Here is a 15,652-nt window from a genome sequence, read left to right as displayed (position 1 = left end):
TATGGGTTTAAAAGGCTAAATGGGTTTGCAATAGATTATACTATGTATTGTAACGGTAATTGCAAAATCACTTTTGTTCCTTTTATTTCATTATTTTCAATTAATTCTTCAATTTCAATGGTGGCTTTTTTGGATGTTGATGAAGCAATCATTTCTAAACGTTTTTTGATGATGTCTAAAGCCATTGATTTGTGTGCTAAAACTGAATTTTCTTTATTTAATTTGGATTGATTAATTCCAATTCCGTCATCTAAAATAGTACAAATTAGGGAATCACCTTTTATCGAAAAATCAATAGTTACATTTCCAAGTTCTTTTTTTGGAATTACTCCATGAATAATAGCATTTTCCACAAAAGGTTGAATTATTAAAGGAGGAAGCGCAACATCATCTTCAATTTCGGGACTTTTTTGAATGTTAAAATTAAATTTGTGATTAAATCGTAGTTGCTCCAGCTCCAAATAATTTTGTAGACTTTCTATTTCTTTATCAATTGGAATTAAAGATTCTTTGGAATACTCCAAAGTTAATCGCATTAATTTTGAAAATTTTGACAAATATTTTATGGCTGAGTCTGTTCCGTTTTGCACAATAAAACTCGAAATTGAACCCAAACAATTGAATACAAAATGTGGATTCATTTGTAAATGCAACGCTTTTTGTTCGTATTCAGCTAATTCTTTTTGCAAGGTAAGTGTCTTTTTAAGTTGCGTTCTGTTGTATATTAAAAATCCAATTCCGAATAACAACAAAGCAATTAATGCTCCGAATATTAATTTTAATTTAGCACTTTTAGCTTCTTCTTTTAGTAATAATTCTCTTTTTTCGTTTTCTTCCTTCTGTAGTAAATCTTTCTTTTCAAATTCATAATTCATGGAAGCTTCGACTGATTTTCTGATGTTTTCTTCATTAGTCAAGCTGTCTTTTGCCACGCTATATTTTTGAAAATGTTCTAAAGCTAAATTTGAGTTACCTTTTTTAGCATAAATCTCACTTAATAGTTTTTCTGAAATTGCTTTCTGTTCTAATACATTAATTTCAGTGGCTAAAGTCAATGCTTTATTTGTATTAAATAGTGCTTCATCTAATTGATTTTCCTCTAAATAAAATTCTCCAAGAAAAATATAAGTATCTGCTAATCCGAATTTATCATCAATGCTTGTAAAAGTATCAATTGCATTATTCCAACTTGAAACAGCATTATTATCTTGATTTTTCTCTCTAAAATACAAACCCATATTATTATACCATTCTCCTAAAGCTCTTGGATTTGGATTTTTATCTAATGCTTTTTTGGCTAAAGTGTAATATTCATAAGCTTTGTCTAAACTTTTTTGATTGAGGTAAATATTTGCAATGTTGGTTAAAGTGATTCCGACATTAACATCATTTAGTTTCTCTTGTAATTTCTGTGCTTTTATAAAATATTCTAAAGCTTTAAAATCTGAATGTTGTGATTTATAAACGACTCCAATGTTGTTATAAATTTTTGAACATTTACTTTCGTCTTTTAAATCTTCATAAATTTTTACTGATTTTAGATAGTATTGTAGTGCTTTTGCATAATTACTTTGTTCCGAAAACACAATTCCCATACTTCCATATGCTTTGGCTAAACCTTGAACCACTTCTTTTTTAGTAGATGAAGTGTTGATTCCTTCAAAAACATCTTTAGCTAAAATAAAATTATCCAATGCTTTTTTATAATCTCCTAAAATGATGTTTGAAGTTCCAATGTTTAAATAAGCATTTCCTTCTTCAACTTTATACTTAATTTTTTTGGCTAATTGTAAGGCTTGGTTTCCATATTTAGCCATTTTATTTGGATCTGAATATTTGAATTGATCAGCAATAGCATTTAAAACTATTGTTTTATCAATATCATTTTTTGATTTTTTTAGTTCATTCTGCAAACTGTCCATCACTTTGTCTTGTGCTTGAACAACTATTGAAATGATCAAAAAAAAGTGTAGAAATATTTTTGTTCTCATTTATTTACTATTGATTAACAAATGTAACATTTCCTTTTCAGGAATTTATAGTGATTTAGAATTTGAGTGTTTTGGATGAGAATTTGATTAATTTCAAACCATTTAGGAATTTAGTTTCATTTAGAAAATCTTAAATTTCTTACTTTCTAAATGGGTTAAAAAAAGAAACCCTTCTAGAGTTTGAAACTCTAGAAGGGTTGTTTTTATGTATTATTTACAGATCTTATTTCTGCTTAAAAGCTTTCATTCCTGGAAAATAAGCTACATCAGCTAATTCTTCTTCGATTCTTAATAATTGGTTGTATTTTGCCATTCTATCTGAACGTGAAGCTGAACCTGTTTTGATTTGTCCACAGTTTAATGCTACAGCTAAATCTGCAATGGTATTATCTTCTGTTTCTCCAGAACGGTGACTCATTACTGATGTATACCCAGCATTGTGTGCCATGTTTACAGCTGCAATGGTTTCAGATAAAGTTCCAATTTGGTTTACTTTAATTAAGATTGAGTTTGCCGTATTGTTTGCAATTCCTTTCGCTAATCTTTCTACATTTGTAACAAATAAATCATCTCCAACTAATTGTACTTTATCACCAACTAATTCAGTTAAAGTTTTCCAACCTGCCCAGTCGTTTTCGTCCATTCCATCTTCAATAGAAACGATAGGATATTTTTTTGTTAATTCTGCTAAATACTCTGCTTGTTCTTGAGAAGTTCTTACTTTTCCTGTTGGTCCTTCAAATTTTGAATAATCATATTTTCCATCTACAAAAAATTCTGCTGCAGCACAATCTAAAGCAATCATTACATCATCGCCAAAAGTATAACCAGCATTTTCAACTGCTAATTTGATAGAATCTAAAGCATCTTCTGTTCCACCTTCTAAGTTTGGAGCAAATCCTCCTTCATCACCAACTGCTGTTGATAAACCTCTATCGTGTAATACTTTTTTAAGGTTATGGAAAATTTCAGTTCCCATTTGCATAGCATGTGTAAAGTTTTTTGCTTTTACAGGCATAACCATAAATTCTTGAAAGGCAATTGGAGCATCTGAATGTGAACCACCATTGATGATATTCATCATTGGAACTGGTAAAGTATTAGCAGAAACGCCACCAACATATCTGTATAAAGGCATTCCTAATTCGTTTGCAGCTGCTTTTGCAACGGCTAAAGAAACTCCTAAAATGGCATTAGCTCCTAAATTAGATTTGTTTGGTGTGCCATCCAATTCAATCATCATTTTGTCAATGGCATTTTGTTCAAAAACTGACATTCCCACAACTTCAGCAGCAATTTCTGTATTTACATTTTCAACCGCTTTTAAAACTCCTTTTCCCATGTAAGCTTTTCCACCATCACGTAATTCAACAGCTTCATGTTCACCTGTTGAAGCGCCACTTGGCACAGCAGCTCTTCCTAAAATTCCATTTTCTGTAATTACATCAACTTCTACTGTTGGATTTCCGCGAGAATCTAATATTTGTCTTGCGTGTACTTTAATAATTATGCTCATTTTTTAATGATTTTTTAAAATTGGATAAACAAATTTAAACATTCTATATTTTAAAGGCTAATAAACTTATAAACGATAACGTTTTAGTACTTTTGAAGCGAAAGGCTTGCGTTTTATTTAGCTACCATATTCCTGATTTTCGTTACAATCTCTACGAGGATTTCCACTACAATCAGGGCTAGATAATTTATCTTATACCTTTTGTAAACTGTGGTTTTTTATATTCTCTATAAAAGTATCAAACAAATATTCTGCATCATGAGGCCCTGGACTTGCTTCTGGATGATATTGTACAGAAAAACAGTTTTTAGATTTCATTCGCATTCCTGCAACAGTGTCATCATTTAAATGTAAATGCGTGATTTCCATGTCTGGATGTTTTTCTAATTCTTCCTTATTAACGGCAAAACCGTGATTCTGTGAAGTAATCTCACCTTTACCTGTCAATAAATTTTTCACAGGATGATTAATTCCTCTGTGACCGTTGAACATTTTGTATGTCGAAATTCCGTTTGCTAAAGCTATTACTTGATGTCCTAAGCAAATTCCGAATAAAGGTTTGTTGTTGGTTATAATTTCTTTTGCTGTGTTTTGTGCTTGATGCAAAGGTTCTGGATCACCAGGTCCATTAGACAAGAAATATCCGTCAGGATTAAAGCTTTTTAAATCTTCATAAGAAGCATCAAAAGGAAATACTTTAATGTAACAATCTCTTTTTGCTAAGTTTCTCAGAATATTGGTTTTTATTCCTAAATCTAAAGCTGAGATTTTATAAGTTGCATTTTCGTCACCGAAGAAATAAGGTTCTTTTGTAGAAACTTTTGAAGATAGTTCTAAACCTTTCATGTTTGGAACGTTGGATAATTGTTTCTTCAAGTCTTCTATTGAAGTTCCGTCAGTTGAGATAATTGCATTTTGCGCTCCGTTATCTCTAATATAACTTACCAATGCTCTTGTATCAACATCCGACACAGCAACGATATTTTGTTTTTCAAAATAATCATATAAACTTTCAGAAGCATCTGGACGAGAATAATTAAAACTGAAGTTTTTGCAAATTAATCCAGCTATTTTTACTCCGTTTGATTCTACATCATTTAAACTTACTCCGTAATTTCCAATATGAGGATTGGTAGTTACCATGATTTGTCCGAAATAAGATGGATCTGTAAAAATTTCTTGGTAACCGCTCATTCCAGTGTTGAAACAAACTTCGCCAAAAGTTGTACCGCTAATTCCGATTGATTTTCCGTGAAAGACTGTTCCATCTGCTAATAAAACGATGGCTTTTTGTTTAGTAGTATATTGCATTTGATGTGTGTTGTTTTGCAAATTTAGTGTAATTCTTTTTTCTAAAAAAATAAGTTTATAAACAATAAAATAGTTTCTATTTTAGCCCTGATGGGAATGGCATCCTTTTTTGTAAAAAAAGATAGAATGGACAGCAGGAAATACACTGCTAAATAATGTCCAAACCATAATGCTTCAAAAAATAAATCTAAAAAAAAAGGATAAACTAAAAATTAGCTTATCCTTTTTTCTATTTATGAATTGGTATTCATTATTCTGCTTTATCAGTAGATTCTTCAGAAGTTTCAGGAGCAGGAGTTTCTGCAACAGGAGCTTCAGTAGTAGTTTCAGCTTTTTTAGCTTTTCCACCACGACGGCTTCTTCCTTTTTTCTCTTCTTTTTTACCACCGTTGTACAATTCATTGAAGTCAACTAACTCAATCATTGCCATATCAGCGTTATCTCCTAAACGATTACCCAACTTGATGATACGTGTGTATCCACCTGGACGATCTCCAACTTTAGCAGCTACTTCTCTGAATAATTCAGTTACAGCATATTTATCTCTTAAATAAGCGAAACAAATACGACGATTATGAGTTGTATCTTCTTTTGATTTTGTTACTAACGGTTCAACAAACTGTTTTAAAGCTTTTGCTTTAGCAACTGTAGTATTGATACGTTTGTGCTCAATAAGTGAACAAGCCATATTTGCAAGCATAGCTGCTCTATGTCCTTTTTGTCTACTTAAATGATTGAATTTTTTTCCGTGTCTCATGACTTTTTATTTAACCTTCATCTTGCTACTATCCGCTTTGGAGAGCAAAATATGAAGTAATTTATTCTTTATCTAATTTATATTTTGCTAAGTCCATTCCGAAAGTAAGACCTTTCACAGCAACTAGTTCATCTAATTCTGTTAAAGATTTTTTACCAAAGTTACGGAATTTCATTAAGTCGTTTTTGTTAAAAGAAACCAAGTCTCCTAAAGTATCAACTTCAGCTGCTTTTAAACAATTTAATGCTCTTACTGATAAATCCATATCCACAAGTTTAGTTTTTAATAACTGTCTCATGTGTAATGACTCTTCGTCATAAGATTCTGTTTGAGCAATTTCATCAGCCTCAAGTGTAATTCTTTCATCAGAAAACAACATAAAGTGATGAATCAACGTTTTAGCTGCTTCAGTTAATGCATCTTTTGGATTGATAGAACCGTCAGTTTGGATTTCGAAAACTAACTTTTCATAGTCAGTTTTTTGCTCCACACGGAAGTTTTCAATTGAATACTTAACATTTTTTACTGGTGTGTAAATTGAGTCAGTATATATTGTACCAATTGGTGCATTTGCTTTTTTGTTTTCTTCTGCTGGAACATATCCTCTACCTTTTTCGATAGATAATTCCATATTGATTGAAGTTTTGCTATCAAGGTTACAGATTACTAAATCTGGATTTAAGATTTGGAAACCAGAGATGAATTTTTGAAAATCACCTGCAGTTAACACTTCTTTACCTGATAAAGACATTGAAACAGATTCATTATCGATATCTTCAATTTGACGTTTGAAACGTACTTGTTTAAGATTAAGGATAATTTCTGTAACGTCTTCAACTACACCAGGAATTGTAGAGAACTCATGTTCTACACCTTCAATTCTTACTGATGTTATTGCAAAACCTTCTAATGCAGAAAGTAAAACTCTTCTAAGTGCATTACCAACAGTCAATCCGTAACCAGGTTCTAAAGGTCTAAATTCAAATTTACCTTCAAAATCGGTTGAATCGATCATGATAACTTTATCGGGCTTCTGAAAATTAAATACTGCCATAATTCGACTAATGTGTATTTTTTATTTGTTATACAACTCTACGATTAGTTGCTCTTTGATGTTTTCTGGAATCTGAAGTCTTTGAGGAACTGATACAAAAGTACCTTCCTTAGTATCATTATTCCAAGTAATCCACTCATAAACTTGAGATGCATTAGATAAAGAACGGTCGATAGCTTCTAAAGATTTAGATTTTTCACGAACTGCAACTTTATCACCAGCTTTAAGGTGGTAAGAAGGAATATTTACTAATTCTCCATTAACAGTAATATGTCTATGAGAAACGATTTGACGAGCACCTCTACGAGTAGGAGCAATACCCATTCTGTAAACAACGTTGTCTAATCTTGCTTCGCAAAGTTGCAAAAGGATTTCACCAGTTACACCTGAAGCTGCAGAAGCTTTTTCAAATAAATTTCTAAATTGTTTTTCTAAAATACCATAGGTATATTTAGCTTTTTGCTTTTCCATTAACTGGATTGCGTATTCAGATTTTTTTCCTCTTCTTTTAGACATTCCATGTTGTCCAGGAGGATAATTTCTTTTTTCGAAGGCTTTGTCTTCTCCGAATATTGCTTCGCCAAATTTACGAGCAATTTTAGTTTTTGGACCAGTATATCTTGCCATTTCTAATTGTTTAAGATAGAGATTATGAATTCAGGTCTAATCCTTCGATAATCGTAATTCTATCTTGGTTATACTTATAATTTATTTTTAAGAGTGCAAATATAGTAAATATATTTGATTAAACTCTTCTTCTTTTTGGAGGACGACATCCATTATGAGGCATTGGAGTTACATCAATAATTTCTGTAACTTCAATTCCACCATTATGTAATGATCTAATTGCAGATTCTCTTCCGTTTCCTGGACCTTTAACGTAAACTTTTACTTTCTTAAGACCAGCATCAAGAGCTACTTTTGAACAATCTTCTGCTGCCATTTGAGCTGCGTATGGAGTATTCTTTTTAGAACCTCTAAAGCCCATTTTACCTGCTGAAGACCAAGAAATAACTTCACCTTTCTTATTTGTTAAAGAAATAATGATGTTGTTAAAAGTTGCGCTAATATGAGCTTCTCCTGTTGATTCAACAATAACTTTACGTTTTTTTGTAGTTGCCTTAGCCATATTACTTATTATTTAGTTGCTTTTTTCTTGTTAGCAACAGTTTTTCTTTTACCTTTTCTAGTTCTAGAATTGTTTTTAGTTCTTTGACCTCTTAAAGGAAGTCCCGCTCTATGACGAATTCCTCTTTGACATCCGATATCCATTAAACGTTTGATGTTTAATTGAACTTCTGAACGTAATTCACCTTCAATTTTGAAAAATGATACTGCTTCACGAATTGCTCCGATCTCATCATCATTCCAATCTGAAACTTTCTTATCTTCGCTAACTTGAGCTTTTTCTAAAATCTCTTTAGCTCTGCTATTACCAATACCAAAAATGTATGTTAAAGCAATAACTCCTCTTTTCTGTTTAGGTATATCTACCCCTGCTATTCTTGCCATAATTATCCTTGTCTTTGTTTAAATCTAGGATTCTTTTTGTTGATTACGTATAATCTGCCTTTTCTTCGTACAATTTTGCACTCGGCACTTCTTTTTTTAACTGATGCTCTTACTTTCATGCTATTAGATTTAGTATCTATATGTGATTCTTGCTTTAGACAAATCGTAAGGACTCATTTCTAGTTTCACTTTATCACCAGGTAATAATTTGATATAATGCATTCGCATTTTTCCAGAGATGTGAGCAATTACAATGTGCCCGTTTTCTAATTCTACTCGAAACATCGCATTTGATAATGCTTCAATTATTGTTCCGTCTTGTTCTATTGCTGATTGTTTTGCCATAAAATAATTAAGCTACTGCTTTTCTGTTTTTACCACTTTTCATCAACCCATCATAATGTTTATTCAATAAATAAGAATTTATTTGTTGAATAGTGTCAATTGCAACTCCTACCATAATTAATAACGATGTACCTCCATAGAAATAAGCCCATGAACCTTGAACACCCATTAGACTAACAGCTATAGCTGGGAACACAGCGATAACAGCAAGATAAAGTGAACCTGGAAAAGTTATTAAAGACATAATCTTATCTAAGAAATCTGAAGTTTCAGATCCTGGCTTAATACCAGGAATAAAACCACCACTTCTTTTTAAATCATCTGCCATTTTATTTGTTGGAATTGTAATCGCAGTATAGAAATAAGTAAATACAATTATTAATAATGCAAATACTAAATTATATACTAATCCAAATGGATCTTTAAACATTGTAGCTATTGATTGAGCACCGTCAGATTGCGATAATCCTGCTAATGCTGCTGGGATAAACATAATTGCTTGAGCAAAAATGATTGGCATTACACCCGATGCGTTTAATTTTAAAGGAATAAATTGTCTGTCTCCTCCACCCATTAAATCTTGTTCAAAATCACCAGAAACTGTTCTACGTGCGTATTGAACTTGAATTTTTCTCACTGCCATTACTAATAATATACATGCTACTATCACCAATAACCATATAATGATTTCCAAAACTATCATAAGTGCACCACCATTTGCTTGAGAAGTTCTTGAAGCTATCTCTTGCATGAATGCTTGTGGCATTCTAGCGATAATTCCCACCATAATTAATAATGAAATACCATTTCCAATTCCTTTATCTGTAATTTTTTCCCCTAACCACATAGCAAAAATTGTACCTGTAACTAAGATTAAAACTGCAGAGAATAAAAACTGGAATGAATTAAATCCTAATAAAAATGCATCAGGAGGAAGTGTTGAATAAAGATTATAAATATATCCAGGACCTTGAACTAAAGTAATTGCAATAGTCAACCATCTTGTGATTTGATTTATCTTTTTTCTTCCACTTTCACCATCTTTTTGAAGTTTTTGTAGGTAAGGCACTGCTATTCCCATCAATTGTACAACAATCGAAGCAGAAATATAAGGCATAATTCCTAAAGCAAAAATAGATGCTTGTGAGAATGCCCCACCTGTAAAAACGTCAATTAACCAACCAATACCTTGATCGGTTTGGTCGGTTAAATTTCCTAGTTTAGTAGCGTCGATACCTGGAAGTGTCACTTGTGCACCAAAACGATACACTAATAATAAACCTAGAGTTAACAAAATTCTGTTTCTCAACTCTTCGATTTTCCAAACATTGACTAAAGAATCTATAAATTTCTTCATTTTACTATACTATATATTATAAGATTACTACTTCTCCTCCAGCAGCTTCAATAGCAGCTTTTGCAGTAGCAGTGAATTTATGTCCACTCACTTTAAGCTTAGCTTTTAATTCGCCTCTACCTAAAATTTTAACTAATTCGTTCTTTGTTGCTAATCTTGTATCTACTAAAACTGTAAAATCTACAGTGTCAGTTACTACTCCGTTATCAACTAACAGTTGAAGTGTATCAAGATTAACACCTTGGTATTCTTTTCTGTTAATATTTTTAAATCCGAACTTAGGAACACGTCTCTGAAGTGGCATTTGCCCTCCTTCAAAACCAATTTTCTTAGAATAACCAGATCGAGATTTAGCTCCTTTGTGTCCACGTGATGCAGTACCACCTTTACCAGAACCTTCTCCTCTACCTAATCTTTTATTTTGGTTGTGCGTTGAACCTTCCGCTGGTTGTAAATTACTTAAATTCATAACTGTATATGTTATTTAGTTTCAACAGAAACTAAGTGTTTTACTTTGTTTACCATTCCAAGGATAGCTTGGTTGTCATCATGCTCAACAACTTGTCCCATTTTTTTTAGACCCAAAGCAATAAGAGTCTTCTTTTGATCAAGAGGACAATTGATTTTGCTTCTTACTTGTTTTACTACTATTTTTGCCATTTTTTCCTTGAATTATTAACCTTTAAATACTTTTTCTAAAGATATTCCTCTTTGTTTTGCAACTGTATAAGCACTTCTCATTTGCAATAATGCATCGAAAGTAGCTTTAACTACATTATGAGGATTTGATGAACCTTGAGATTTTGATAATACATCATGAATACCCACTGACTCAAGTACGGCACGTACTGCACCACCTGCAATAACTCCTGTACCATGAGATGCTGGTATTAAAAATACTCTTGCTCCACCAAATTTACCTTTTTGTTCGTGAGGTACTGATTGCCCGCGTAAAGGAATTCTAACTAAGTTCTTCTTTGCATCTTCTACTGCTTTTGCAATAGCTTCTGAAACATCTTTAGATTTTCCTGAACCATGACCAACTACACCGTTTTCATCACCTACCACTACAATTGCAGAGAAACCGAATGCTCTACCTCCTTTTGTAACTTTAGTAACACGATTAACATTCACCAAACGGTCTTTTAAATCAAGTCCTCCTGGTTTTACTAGTTCTACATTTTTATAATTATTGATCATATATCTTTAGAATTTAAGTCCAGCTTCTCTTGCGCCTTCAGCTAATGATTTAACACGTCCGTGGTATAAATAACCACCTCTATCGAAAGAGATTGTTGAAATACCAGCCTTAAGAGCCTTTTCAGCTACTAACTTACCTACTGCATTTGCAGTTTCAATGTTTGTACCTTTAGTAACACCTTTATCTCTTGAAGATGCTGCTACTAATGTAACACCGTTTACATCATCTATGATTTGAGCATAGATTTCCTTATTAGATCTAAAAACAGCTAGTCTAGGTTGTGTAGCTGTTCCGCTCACAATCTTTCTAATTCTGAATTTTATTCTTTGTCTTCTTTCCGTTTTTGTTAATGACATAGTCTTAAATTTTAAGCTGATTTACCTGCTTTTCTTCTTAATACTTCACCTACAAACTTAATACCTTTTCCTTTGTAAGGTTCAGGTTTACGAAAAGCTCTGATTTTAGCAGCAACTTGACCTAATAATTGTTTGTCAAATGATGATAATTTTACTATAGGATTTTTACCTTTCTCTGATACTGTTTCTACATTTACTTCAGAAACTACTTCTAGTACAATATTATGAGAGAATCCTAAAGCTAAATCAAGTTTTTGTCCTTGATTTGAAGCTCTATAACCCACTCCTACTAGTTCTAATTCTTTTGTAAAACCTTCAGAAACACCAACAATCATGTTGTTAATCAAAGAACGATATAGTCCGTGTTTCGCTCTCTCGTCTTTATGATCTGATGAACGTTCAACGATAACTTGGTTATCTTCTATTTTTACCGTTACATCAGAAAATTCTTGAGTAAGCTCGCCTAATTTTCCTTTTACTGTAACCACAGCGTCTTTAACATCTACTGTTACTCCTGCTGGAATTGCAATTGGATTTTTACCTATTCTTGACATTTTTCTTTTATATTAGTATACGTAACAAATTACTTCTCCACCTACATTTAGCTGTTTAGCCATTTTTCCTGTCATCAAACCTTTTGATGTAGAAACAATTGCAACACCTAATCCGTTAAGAATTCTAGGAATTTCTGAAGAACCTGAATATTTACGTAAACCTGGTTTACTAATTCTTTGAATATCTTTAATTACAGATTCTTTAGTTTCTTTATCGTACTTAAGTGCGATTTTGATGCTACCTTGAACAGTAGTGTCTTCGAATTTGTAACTTAAAATATAACCTTGATCAAATAAAATCTTAGTGATTTCTTTTTTAAGGTTTGATGCTGGAATTTCAACCACTTTGTGATTAGCTCTCACAGCATTTCTAACTCTTGTTAGATAATCCGCTATAGGATCTGTATACATATTGTATTAAATTGCGGTTATGGTTTTCAATAAGCACTCGCTTATCGAACCTTTAACCAGTTAAAATTATTTTTTGGATTGCAAAAGTACAAACTTATTGCGAGATTACCAAGATGCTTTTTTAACACCTGGAATTAATCCTTGATTAGCCATTTCACGAAACGTTACACGAGAAATTCCAAATTGACGCATATACCCTCTTGGTCTTCCTGTTAATTTACAACGATTGTGTAAACGCACAGGAGATGCATTTTTAGGTAATTTTTGCAATGCTTCATAATCTCCAGCTTTTTTCAAAGCCTTTCTTTTTTCAGCATATTTTTCAACCGTTGCTTCTCTTTTAACCTCGCGGGCTTTCATTGATTCTTTAGCCATATCTTAGTTCTTTTTAAAAGGTAATCCTAGTTCTGCTAATAATGATTTTGCTTCTTTATCTGTATTTGCAGACGTAACAAAAGTGATATCAAAACCTGAAATTTTATTTACTTTATCAATATCAATTTCTGGGAAAATGATTTGTTCTAAAACTCCTAAGTTATAATTTCCTCTTCCATCAAATCCATCAGATTTAATTCCACCGAAATCTCTAACACGTGGTAATGCTGAAGTTACAAGTCTATCTAAAAACTCATACATTCTTTCTCCACGTAAAGTTACTTTAGCTCCAATTGGCATACCTTTTCTTAATTTAAAAGACGCAACGTCTTTCTTAGAAATAGTAGCTACCGCTTGTTGTCCAGTAATTTTCGTCATTTCTTCTACAGCATAATCTACTAATTTCTTATCAGATACTGCAGCTCCAACTCCACGGCTTACAACGATTTTTTCAAGTTTTGGAACTTGCATTACGTTTTTGTAACCGAATTCTTCCGTAAGTGCAGCAATTACTCTGCTCTTATATTCTTCTTTTAGTCTAGGTATATAAGCCATCACTATAATACTTGATTAGATTTTTTTGAGAATCTCACTTTCTTATCTCCTTCTTGCTTGTAACCAACTTTAGTCGTTTCTTTTGACTTAGGGTCGATTAAAGACAAATTCGAAATATGAATAGCTGCTTCCTTCTTTACGATTCCACCTTGTGGATTAGTTGCGCTAGGCTTAGTATGTTTTGAAACCATATTCACACCCTCAACAATCGCTTTATTTTTCTCACGTTGAATAGTTAAGATTTTACCTTCTTCACCTTTATGGTCTCCAGCAATAACTCTAACTAAATCTCCTGATTTTACTTTTAACTTTGTCATCATTTTTAGAATTAAAGCACCTCTGGTGCTAATGATACAATTTTCATGAATTGTTTTTCACGAAGTTCTCTGGCAACCGGACCAAAAACACGAGTTCCTCTCATTTCACCTGCAGCGTTTAACAATACACATGCGTTATCGTCAAAACGAATATAAGATCCATCAGCTCTTCTCACTTCTTTTTTGGTACGTACAACAACTGCAGTTGATACAGCTCCTTTTTTTACGTTTCCGTTTGGAGTAGCATCTTTAATAGAAACTACAATTTTATCACCTACAGAGGCATAACGACGTTTCGTTCCTCCTAATACACGGATAGTCAAAACTTCTTTTGCTCCTGTGTTGTCTGCTACTCTTAATCTTGATTCTTGTTGTACCATAATTATTTAGCTCTTTCAATGATTTCAACTAATCTCCAACATTTTAATTTACTCATAGGTCTTGTTTCCATGATCTTTACAGTATCTCCAATGTTACAGTCGTTTGTTTCGTCGTGTGCAACGTATTTTTTAGTTTTTAACACGAACTTACCGTATAATGGGTGTTTTACTCTTCTTGTTTCAGAAACAACAATAGATTTTGTCATTTTGTTACTAGTAACAACCCCAATTCTCTCTTTTCTTAAATTTCTTTTTTCCATCTTTCAGCAGTGTACAATTATTGTAACTTTTTAGTCAATTCAGTAGTAACTCTTGCAACAGATCTTCTTAAAGCTCTTAGTTGTAACGGATTCTCAATTGGAGAAATCGCGTGAGCATTCTTTAGGTCAGCGTATGTTTTCTTTAACTGGCTAAGTTTTTCTTGTAACTCAGTTGCTGATAGACTTATAATTTCTGATTGTTTCATAATAAATTTTGATTATGCTTCAAAGTCTCTTGCAACAACAAACTTAGTTTTCACTGGAAGTTTTTGTGCTGCTAAACGTAAAGCTTCTTTTGCAACTGATAGTGGAACACCACCAACTTCAAACATTATTTTTCCAGGTTTAACAACTGCAGCCCAATATTCAACTGCACCTTTACCTTTACCCATACGTACCTCTAAAGGTTTTTTAGTAATAGGTTTGTCTGGAAATATCTTAATCCATAACTGTCCCTCTCTTTTCATAAAACGAGTTGCAGCGATACGTGCAGCTTCGATTTGACGTGAAGTTAAGAACATTCCTTTTTCGTGTACAGATTTAATACCAAACATTCCATTTGAAAGTTCGTGACCTCTACCAGAGTTCCCTTTCATTCTACCCTTTTGTACCTTACGGTATTTTGTTCTTTTAGGCTGTAACATTTTTTCTTTAGTTTAAATAATTACTTTCTTTTGCGATTGTTCGGTCTACCACCATCTCTTTTTGGAGAAGAAGATCCTGAAGATTTAGACTGTTTTTTGTCCATACCTACTAACGGAGAAAGATCTCTTTTACCGTAAACTTCACCTTTCATTATCCATACCTTGATACCCATTCTACCATAAGTAGTATGTGCTTCAGCTAACGAATAATCAATATCAGCTCTGAAAGTTGACAAAGGAATTCTACCTTCCTTGAATTGCTCAGAACGTGCCATTTCAGCTCCATTTAAACGACCAGAGATAAGCACCTTAATACCTTCTGCGTTCATTCTCATAGCTGCTGCTATAGCCATTTTGATTGCTCTTCTGTAAGAAATTCTATTCTCAATTTGACGTGCAATACTTGCTCCTACTAATAAGGCATCAAGTTCTGGTCTTTTGATTTCGAAAATATTGATTTGAACTTCCTTGTCAGTAATTTTCTTAAGTTCTTCTTTTAACTTGTCTACCTCTTGCCCACCTTTTCCGATAATAATACCAGGTCTAGCAGTAGTGATAGTAACGGTTACAAGTTTTAAAGTTCTCTCGATAATTATTTTTGACACACTAGCTTTTGATAAACGAGCGTGGATATACTTTCTGATTTTATAATCTTCAGCGATTTTATCACCATAATCATTTCCACCGTACCAGTTTGAGTCCCACCCTCTGATGATACCAAGTCTATTTCCTATTGGATTTGTCTTTTGTCCCATA

Annotated in this window: 25 protein-coding genes; all 25 read right to left on the bottom strand. The window is 32.7% G+C overall.

The window, feature by feature from the left end; all coding sequences use genetic code 11:
• Positions 1-35: 35 nt before the first annotated feature.
• The 25 genes from AABJ49_RS10245 to rpsC all read right to left on the bottom strand — a co-directional run bounded on the left by AABJ49_RS10245 (position 36) and on the right by rpsC (position 15,651).
• The gene (locus AABJ49_RS10245; protein ID WP_338378176.1) at positions 36-1,991 is read right to left on the bottom strand and encodes a histidine kinase; all 1,956 of its coding nucleotides are present in this window, start codon (positions 1,989-1,991) and stop codon (positions 36-38) included.
• Between the two features lie 223 nt (positions 1,992-2,214).
• Positions 2,215-3,507, bottom strand: a complete 1,293-nt coding sequence (gene eno / locus AABJ49_RS10240) for a phosphopyruvate hydratase (RefSeq protein ID WP_338378175.1) — start codon at positions 3,505-3,507, stop codon at positions 2,215-2,217.
• A gap of 192 nt (positions 3,508-3,699) precedes the next feature.
• Positions 3,700-4,818, bottom strand: coding sequence for a glutamine-hydrolyzing carbamoyl-phosphate synthase small subunit (carA, locus tag AABJ49_RS10235; protein WP_338378174.1), 1,119 nt, complete (start codon positions 4,816-4,818; stop codon positions 3,700-3,702).
• Positions 4,819-5,068: 250 nt separating this feature from the next.
• Positions 5,069-5,575, bottom strand: coding sequence for a 50S ribosomal protein L17 (gene rplQ / locus AABJ49_RS10230; protein WP_338378173.1), 507 nt, complete (start codon positions 5,573-5,575; stop codon positions 5,069-5,071).
• 61 nt (positions 5,576-5,636) lie between these two features.
• Positions 5,637-6,629, bottom strand: coding sequence for a DNA-directed RNA polymerase subunit alpha (locus AABJ49_RS10225; protein ID WP_338378172.1), 993 nt, complete (start codon positions 6,627-6,629; stop codon positions 5,637-5,639).
• Between the two features lie 21 nt (positions 6,630-6,650).
• Positions 6,651-7,256, bottom strand: coding sequence for a 30S ribosomal protein S4 (gene rpsD / locus AABJ49_RS10220; protein ID WP_338378171.1), 606 nt, complete (start codon positions 7,254-7,256; stop codon positions 6,651-6,653).
• Between the two features lie 118 nt (positions 7,257-7,374).
• Positions 7,375-7,758: a 30S ribosomal protein S11 gene (gene rpsK / locus AABJ49_RS10215; RefSeq protein WP_026717875.1), complete on the bottom strand. Its 384-nt coding sequence runs from the start codon at positions 7,756-7,758 to the stop codon at positions 7,375-7,377.
• 8 nt (positions 7,759-7,766) lie between these two features.
• Positions 7,767-8,141: a 30S ribosomal protein S13 gene (rpsM, locus tag AABJ49_RS10210; RefSeq protein WP_338378170.1), complete on the bottom strand. Its 375-nt coding sequence runs from the start codon at positions 8,139-8,141 to the stop codon at positions 7,767-7,769.
• A 2-nt stretch (positions 8,142-8,143) separates the two neighbouring features.
• Positions 8,144-8,260, bottom strand: coding sequence for a type B 50S ribosomal protein L36 (gene ykgO, locus AABJ49_RS10205; protein ID WP_073370549.1), 117 nt, complete (start codon positions 8,258-8,260; stop codon positions 8,144-8,146).
• A gap of 10 nt (positions 8,261-8,270) precedes the next feature.
• Positions 8,271-8,486, bottom strand: a complete 216-nt coding sequence (infA, locus tag AABJ49_RS10200; RefSeq protein WP_008254466.1) for a translation initiation factor IF-1 — start codon at positions 8,484-8,486, stop codon at positions 8,271-8,273.
• 7 nt (positions 8,487-8,493) lie between these two features.
• A complete protein-coding gene (gene secY / locus AABJ49_RS10195) occupies positions 8,494-9,843 on the bottom strand; it encodes a preprotein translocase subunit SecY (protein ID WP_338378169.1) in 1,350 nt (449 codons plus the stop codon).
• Between the two features lie 16 nt (positions 9,844-9,859).
• Entirely contained in the window at positions 9,860-10,312 is a 453-nt protein-coding gene (gene rplO, locus AABJ49_RS10190; RefSeq protein WP_338378168.1) for a 50S ribosomal protein L15, read from the bottom strand.
• Positions 10,313-10,323: 11 nt separating this feature from the next.
• The gene (rpmD, locus tag AABJ49_RS10185) at positions 10,324-10,503 is read right to left on the bottom strand and encodes a 50S ribosomal protein L30 (RefSeq protein WP_338378167.1); all 180 of its coding nucleotides are present in this window, start codon (positions 10,501-10,503) and stop codon (positions 10,324-10,326) included.
• Between the two features lie 15 nt (positions 10,504-10,518).
• The gene (rpsE, locus tag AABJ49_RS10180; RefSeq protein ID WP_338378166.1) at positions 10,519-11,043 is read right to left on the bottom strand and encodes a 30S ribosomal protein S5; all 525 of its coding nucleotides are present in this window, start codon (positions 11,041-11,043) and stop codon (positions 10,519-10,521) included.
• A gap of 6 nt (positions 11,044-11,049) precedes the next feature.
• Positions 11,050-11,400: a 50S ribosomal protein L18 gene (gene rplR, locus AABJ49_RS10175; protein ID WP_338378165.1), complete on the bottom strand. Its 351-nt coding sequence runs from the start codon at positions 11,398-11,400 to the stop codon at positions 11,050-11,052.
• An 11-nt stretch (positions 11,401-11,411) separates the two neighbouring features.
• Complete coding sequence (gene rplF, locus AABJ49_RS10170; RefSeq protein ID WP_338378164.1) at positions 11,412-11,954, bottom strand: 50S ribosomal protein L6; 543 nt, start codon at positions 11,952-11,954, stop codon at positions 11,412-11,414.
• Positions 11,955-11,966: 12 nt separating this feature from the next.
• The gene (gene rpsH, locus AABJ49_RS10165) at positions 11,967-12,365 is read right to left on the bottom strand and encodes a 30S ribosomal protein S8 (RefSeq protein ID WP_338378163.1); all 399 of its coding nucleotides are present in this window, start codon (positions 12,363-12,365) and stop codon (positions 11,967-11,969) included.
• Positions 12,366-12,470: 105 nt separating this feature from the next.
• Positions 12,471-12,740, bottom strand: coding sequence for a 30S ribosomal protein S14 (gene rpsN, locus AABJ49_RS10160; RefSeq protein ID WP_338378162.1), 270 nt, complete (start codon positions 12,738-12,740; stop codon positions 12,471-12,473).
• A 3-nt stretch (positions 12,741-12,743) separates the two neighbouring features.
• Positions 12,744-13,295, bottom strand: coding sequence for a 50S ribosomal protein L5 (rplE, locus tag AABJ49_RS10155; protein ID WP_338378161.1), 552 nt, complete (start codon positions 13,293-13,295; stop codon positions 12,744-12,746).
• Between the two features lie 2 nt (positions 13,296-13,297).
• Positions 13,298-13,612 carry a 50S ribosomal protein L24 gene (gene rplX / locus AABJ49_RS10150; RefSeq protein ID WP_338378196.1) on the bottom strand — a complete coding sequence of 105 codons (315 nt, stop codon included), beginning with the start codon at positions 13,610-13,612 and terminating at the stop codon, positions 13,298-13,300.
• Positions 13,613-13,623: 11 nt separating this feature from the next.
• The gene (gene rplN / locus AABJ49_RS10145; RefSeq protein ID WP_129436249.1) at positions 13,624-13,992 is read right to left on the bottom strand and encodes a 50S ribosomal protein L14; all 369 of its coding nucleotides are present in this window, start codon (positions 13,990-13,992) and stop codon (positions 13,624-13,626) included.
• A gap of 2 nt (positions 13,993-13,994) precedes the next feature.
• Complete coding sequence (rpsQ, locus tag AABJ49_RS10140; protein WP_338378160.1) at positions 13,995-14,252, bottom strand: 30S ribosomal protein S17; 258 nt, start codon at positions 14,250-14,252, stop codon at positions 13,995-13,997.
• Positions 14,253-14,269: 17 nt separating this feature from the next.
• Positions 14,270-14,458, bottom strand: a complete 189-nt coding sequence (gene rpmC / locus AABJ49_RS10135; protein WP_026717861.1) for a 50S ribosomal protein L29 — start codon at positions 14,456-14,458, stop codon at positions 14,270-14,272.
• A gap of 12 nt (positions 14,459-14,470) precedes the next feature.
• Positions 14,471-14,896: a 50S ribosomal protein L16 gene (gene rplP / locus AABJ49_RS10130; RefSeq protein ID WP_338378159.1), complete on the bottom strand. Its 426-nt coding sequence runs from the start codon at positions 14,894-14,896 to the stop codon at positions 14,471-14,473.
• Positions 14,897-14,916: 20 nt separating this feature from the next.
• Positions 14,917-15,651 carry a 30S ribosomal protein S3 gene (gene rpsC / locus AABJ49_RS10125; protein ID WP_338378158.1) on the bottom strand — a complete coding sequence of 245 codons (735 nt, stop codon included), beginning with the start codon at positions 15,649-15,651 and terminating at the stop codon, positions 14,917-14,919.
• Between the last annotated feature and the right edge of the window lies 1 nt (position 15,652).

It is taken from the genome of uncultured Flavobacterium sp. (assembly GCF_963922255.1).
Lineage (GTDB): Bacteria > Bacteroidota > Bacteroidia > Flavobacteriales > Flavobacteriaceae > Flavobacterium.
This window is presented reverse-complemented; position numbering and strand designations above follow the sequence as displayed.

Bases quoted from the DNA above. Each gene is read 5' to 3' on its own strand.
- AABJ49_RS10245 (WP_338378176.1), bottom strand. From the start codon at position 1,991: ATGAGAACAAAAATATTTCTACACTTTTTTTTGATCATTTCAATAGTT.
- eno (WP_338378175.1), bottom strand. From the start codon at position 3,507: ATGAGCATAATTATTAAAGTACACGCAAGACAAATATTAGATTCTCGC.
- carA (WP_338378174.1), bottom strand. From the start codon at position 4,818: ATGCAATATACTACTAAACAAAAAGCCATCGTTTTATTAGCAGATGGA.
- rplQ (WP_338378173.1), bottom strand. From the start codon at position 5,575: ATGAGACACGGAAAAAAATTCAATCATTTAAGTAGACAAAAAGGACAT.
- AABJ49_RS10225 (WP_338378172.1), bottom strand. From the start codon at position 6,629: ATGGCAGTATTTAATTTTCAGAAGCCCGATAAAGTTATCATGATCGAT.
- rpsD (WP_338378171.1), bottom strand. From the start codon at position 7,256: ATGGCAAGATATACTGGTCCAAAAACTAAAATTGCTCGTAAATTTGGC.
- rpsK (WP_026717875.1), bottom strand. From the start codon at position 7,758: ATGGCTAAGGCAACTACAAAAAAACGTAAAGTTATTGTTGAATCAACA.
- rpsM (WP_338378170.1), bottom strand. From the start codon at position 8,141: ATGGCAAGAATAGCAGGGGTAGATATACCTAAACAGAAAAGAGGAGTT.
- ykgO (WP_073370549.1), bottom strand. From the start codon at position 8,260: ATGAAAGTAAGAGCATCAGTTAAAAAAAGAAGTGCCGAGTGCAAAATT.
- infA (WP_008254466.1), bottom strand. From the start codon at position 8,486: ATGGCAAAACAATCAGCAATAGAACAAGACGGAACAATAATTGAAGCA.
- secY (WP_338378169.1), bottom strand. From the start codon at position 9,843: ATGAAGAAATTTATAGATTCTTTAGTCAATGTTTGGAAAATCGAAGAG.
- rplO (WP_338378168.1), bottom strand. From the start codon at position 10,312: ATGAATTTAAGTAATTTACAACCAGCGGAAGGTTCAACGCACAACCAA.
- rpmD (WP_338378167.1), bottom strand. From the start codon at position 10,503: ATGGCAAAAATAGTAGTAAAACAAGTAAGAAGCAAAATCAATTGTCCT.
- rpsE (WP_338378166.1), bottom strand. From the start codon at position 11,043: ATGATCAATAATTATAAAAATGTAGAACTAGTAAAACCAGGAGGACTT.
- rplR (WP_338378165.1), bottom strand. From the start codon at position 11,400: ATGTCATTAACAAAAACGGAAAGAAGACAAAGAATAAAATTCAGAATT.
- rplF (WP_338378164.1), bottom strand. From the start codon at position 11,954: ATGTCAAGAATAGGTAAAAATCCAATTGCAATTCCAGCAGGAGTAACA.
- rpsH (WP_338378163.1), bottom strand. From the start codon at position 12,365: ATGTATACAGATCCTATAGCGGATTATCTAACAAGAGTTAGAAATGCT.
- rpsN (WP_338378162.1), bottom strand. From the start codon at position 12,740: ATGGCTAAAGAATCAATGAAAGCCCGCGAGGTTAAAAGAGAAGCAACG.
- rplE (WP_338378161.1), bottom strand. From the start codon at position 13,295: ATGGCTTATATACCTAGACTAAAAGAAGAATATAAGAGCAGAGTAATT.
- rplX (WP_338378196.1), bottom strand. From the start codon at position 13,612: ATGACAAAGTTAAAAGTAAAATCAGGAGATTTAGTTAGAGTTATTGCT.
- rplN (WP_129436249.1), bottom strand. From the start codon at position 13,992: ATGGTACAACAAGAATCAAGATTAAGAGTAGCAGACAACACAGGAGCA.
- rpsQ (WP_338378160.1), bottom strand. From the start codon at position 14,252: ATGGAAAAAAGAAATTTAAGAAAAGAGAGAATTGGGGTTGTTACTAGT.
- rpmC (WP_026717861.1), bottom strand. From the start codon at position 14,458: ATGAAACAATCAGAAATTATAAGTCTATCAGCAACTGAGTTACAAGAA.
- rplP (WP_338378159.1), bottom strand. From the start codon at position 14,896: ATGTTACAGCCTAAAAGAACAAAATACCGTAAGGTACAAAAGGGTAGA.
- rpsC (WP_338378158.1), bottom strand. From the start codon at position 15,651: ATGGGACAAAAGACAAATCCAATAGGAAATAGACTTGGTATCATCAGA.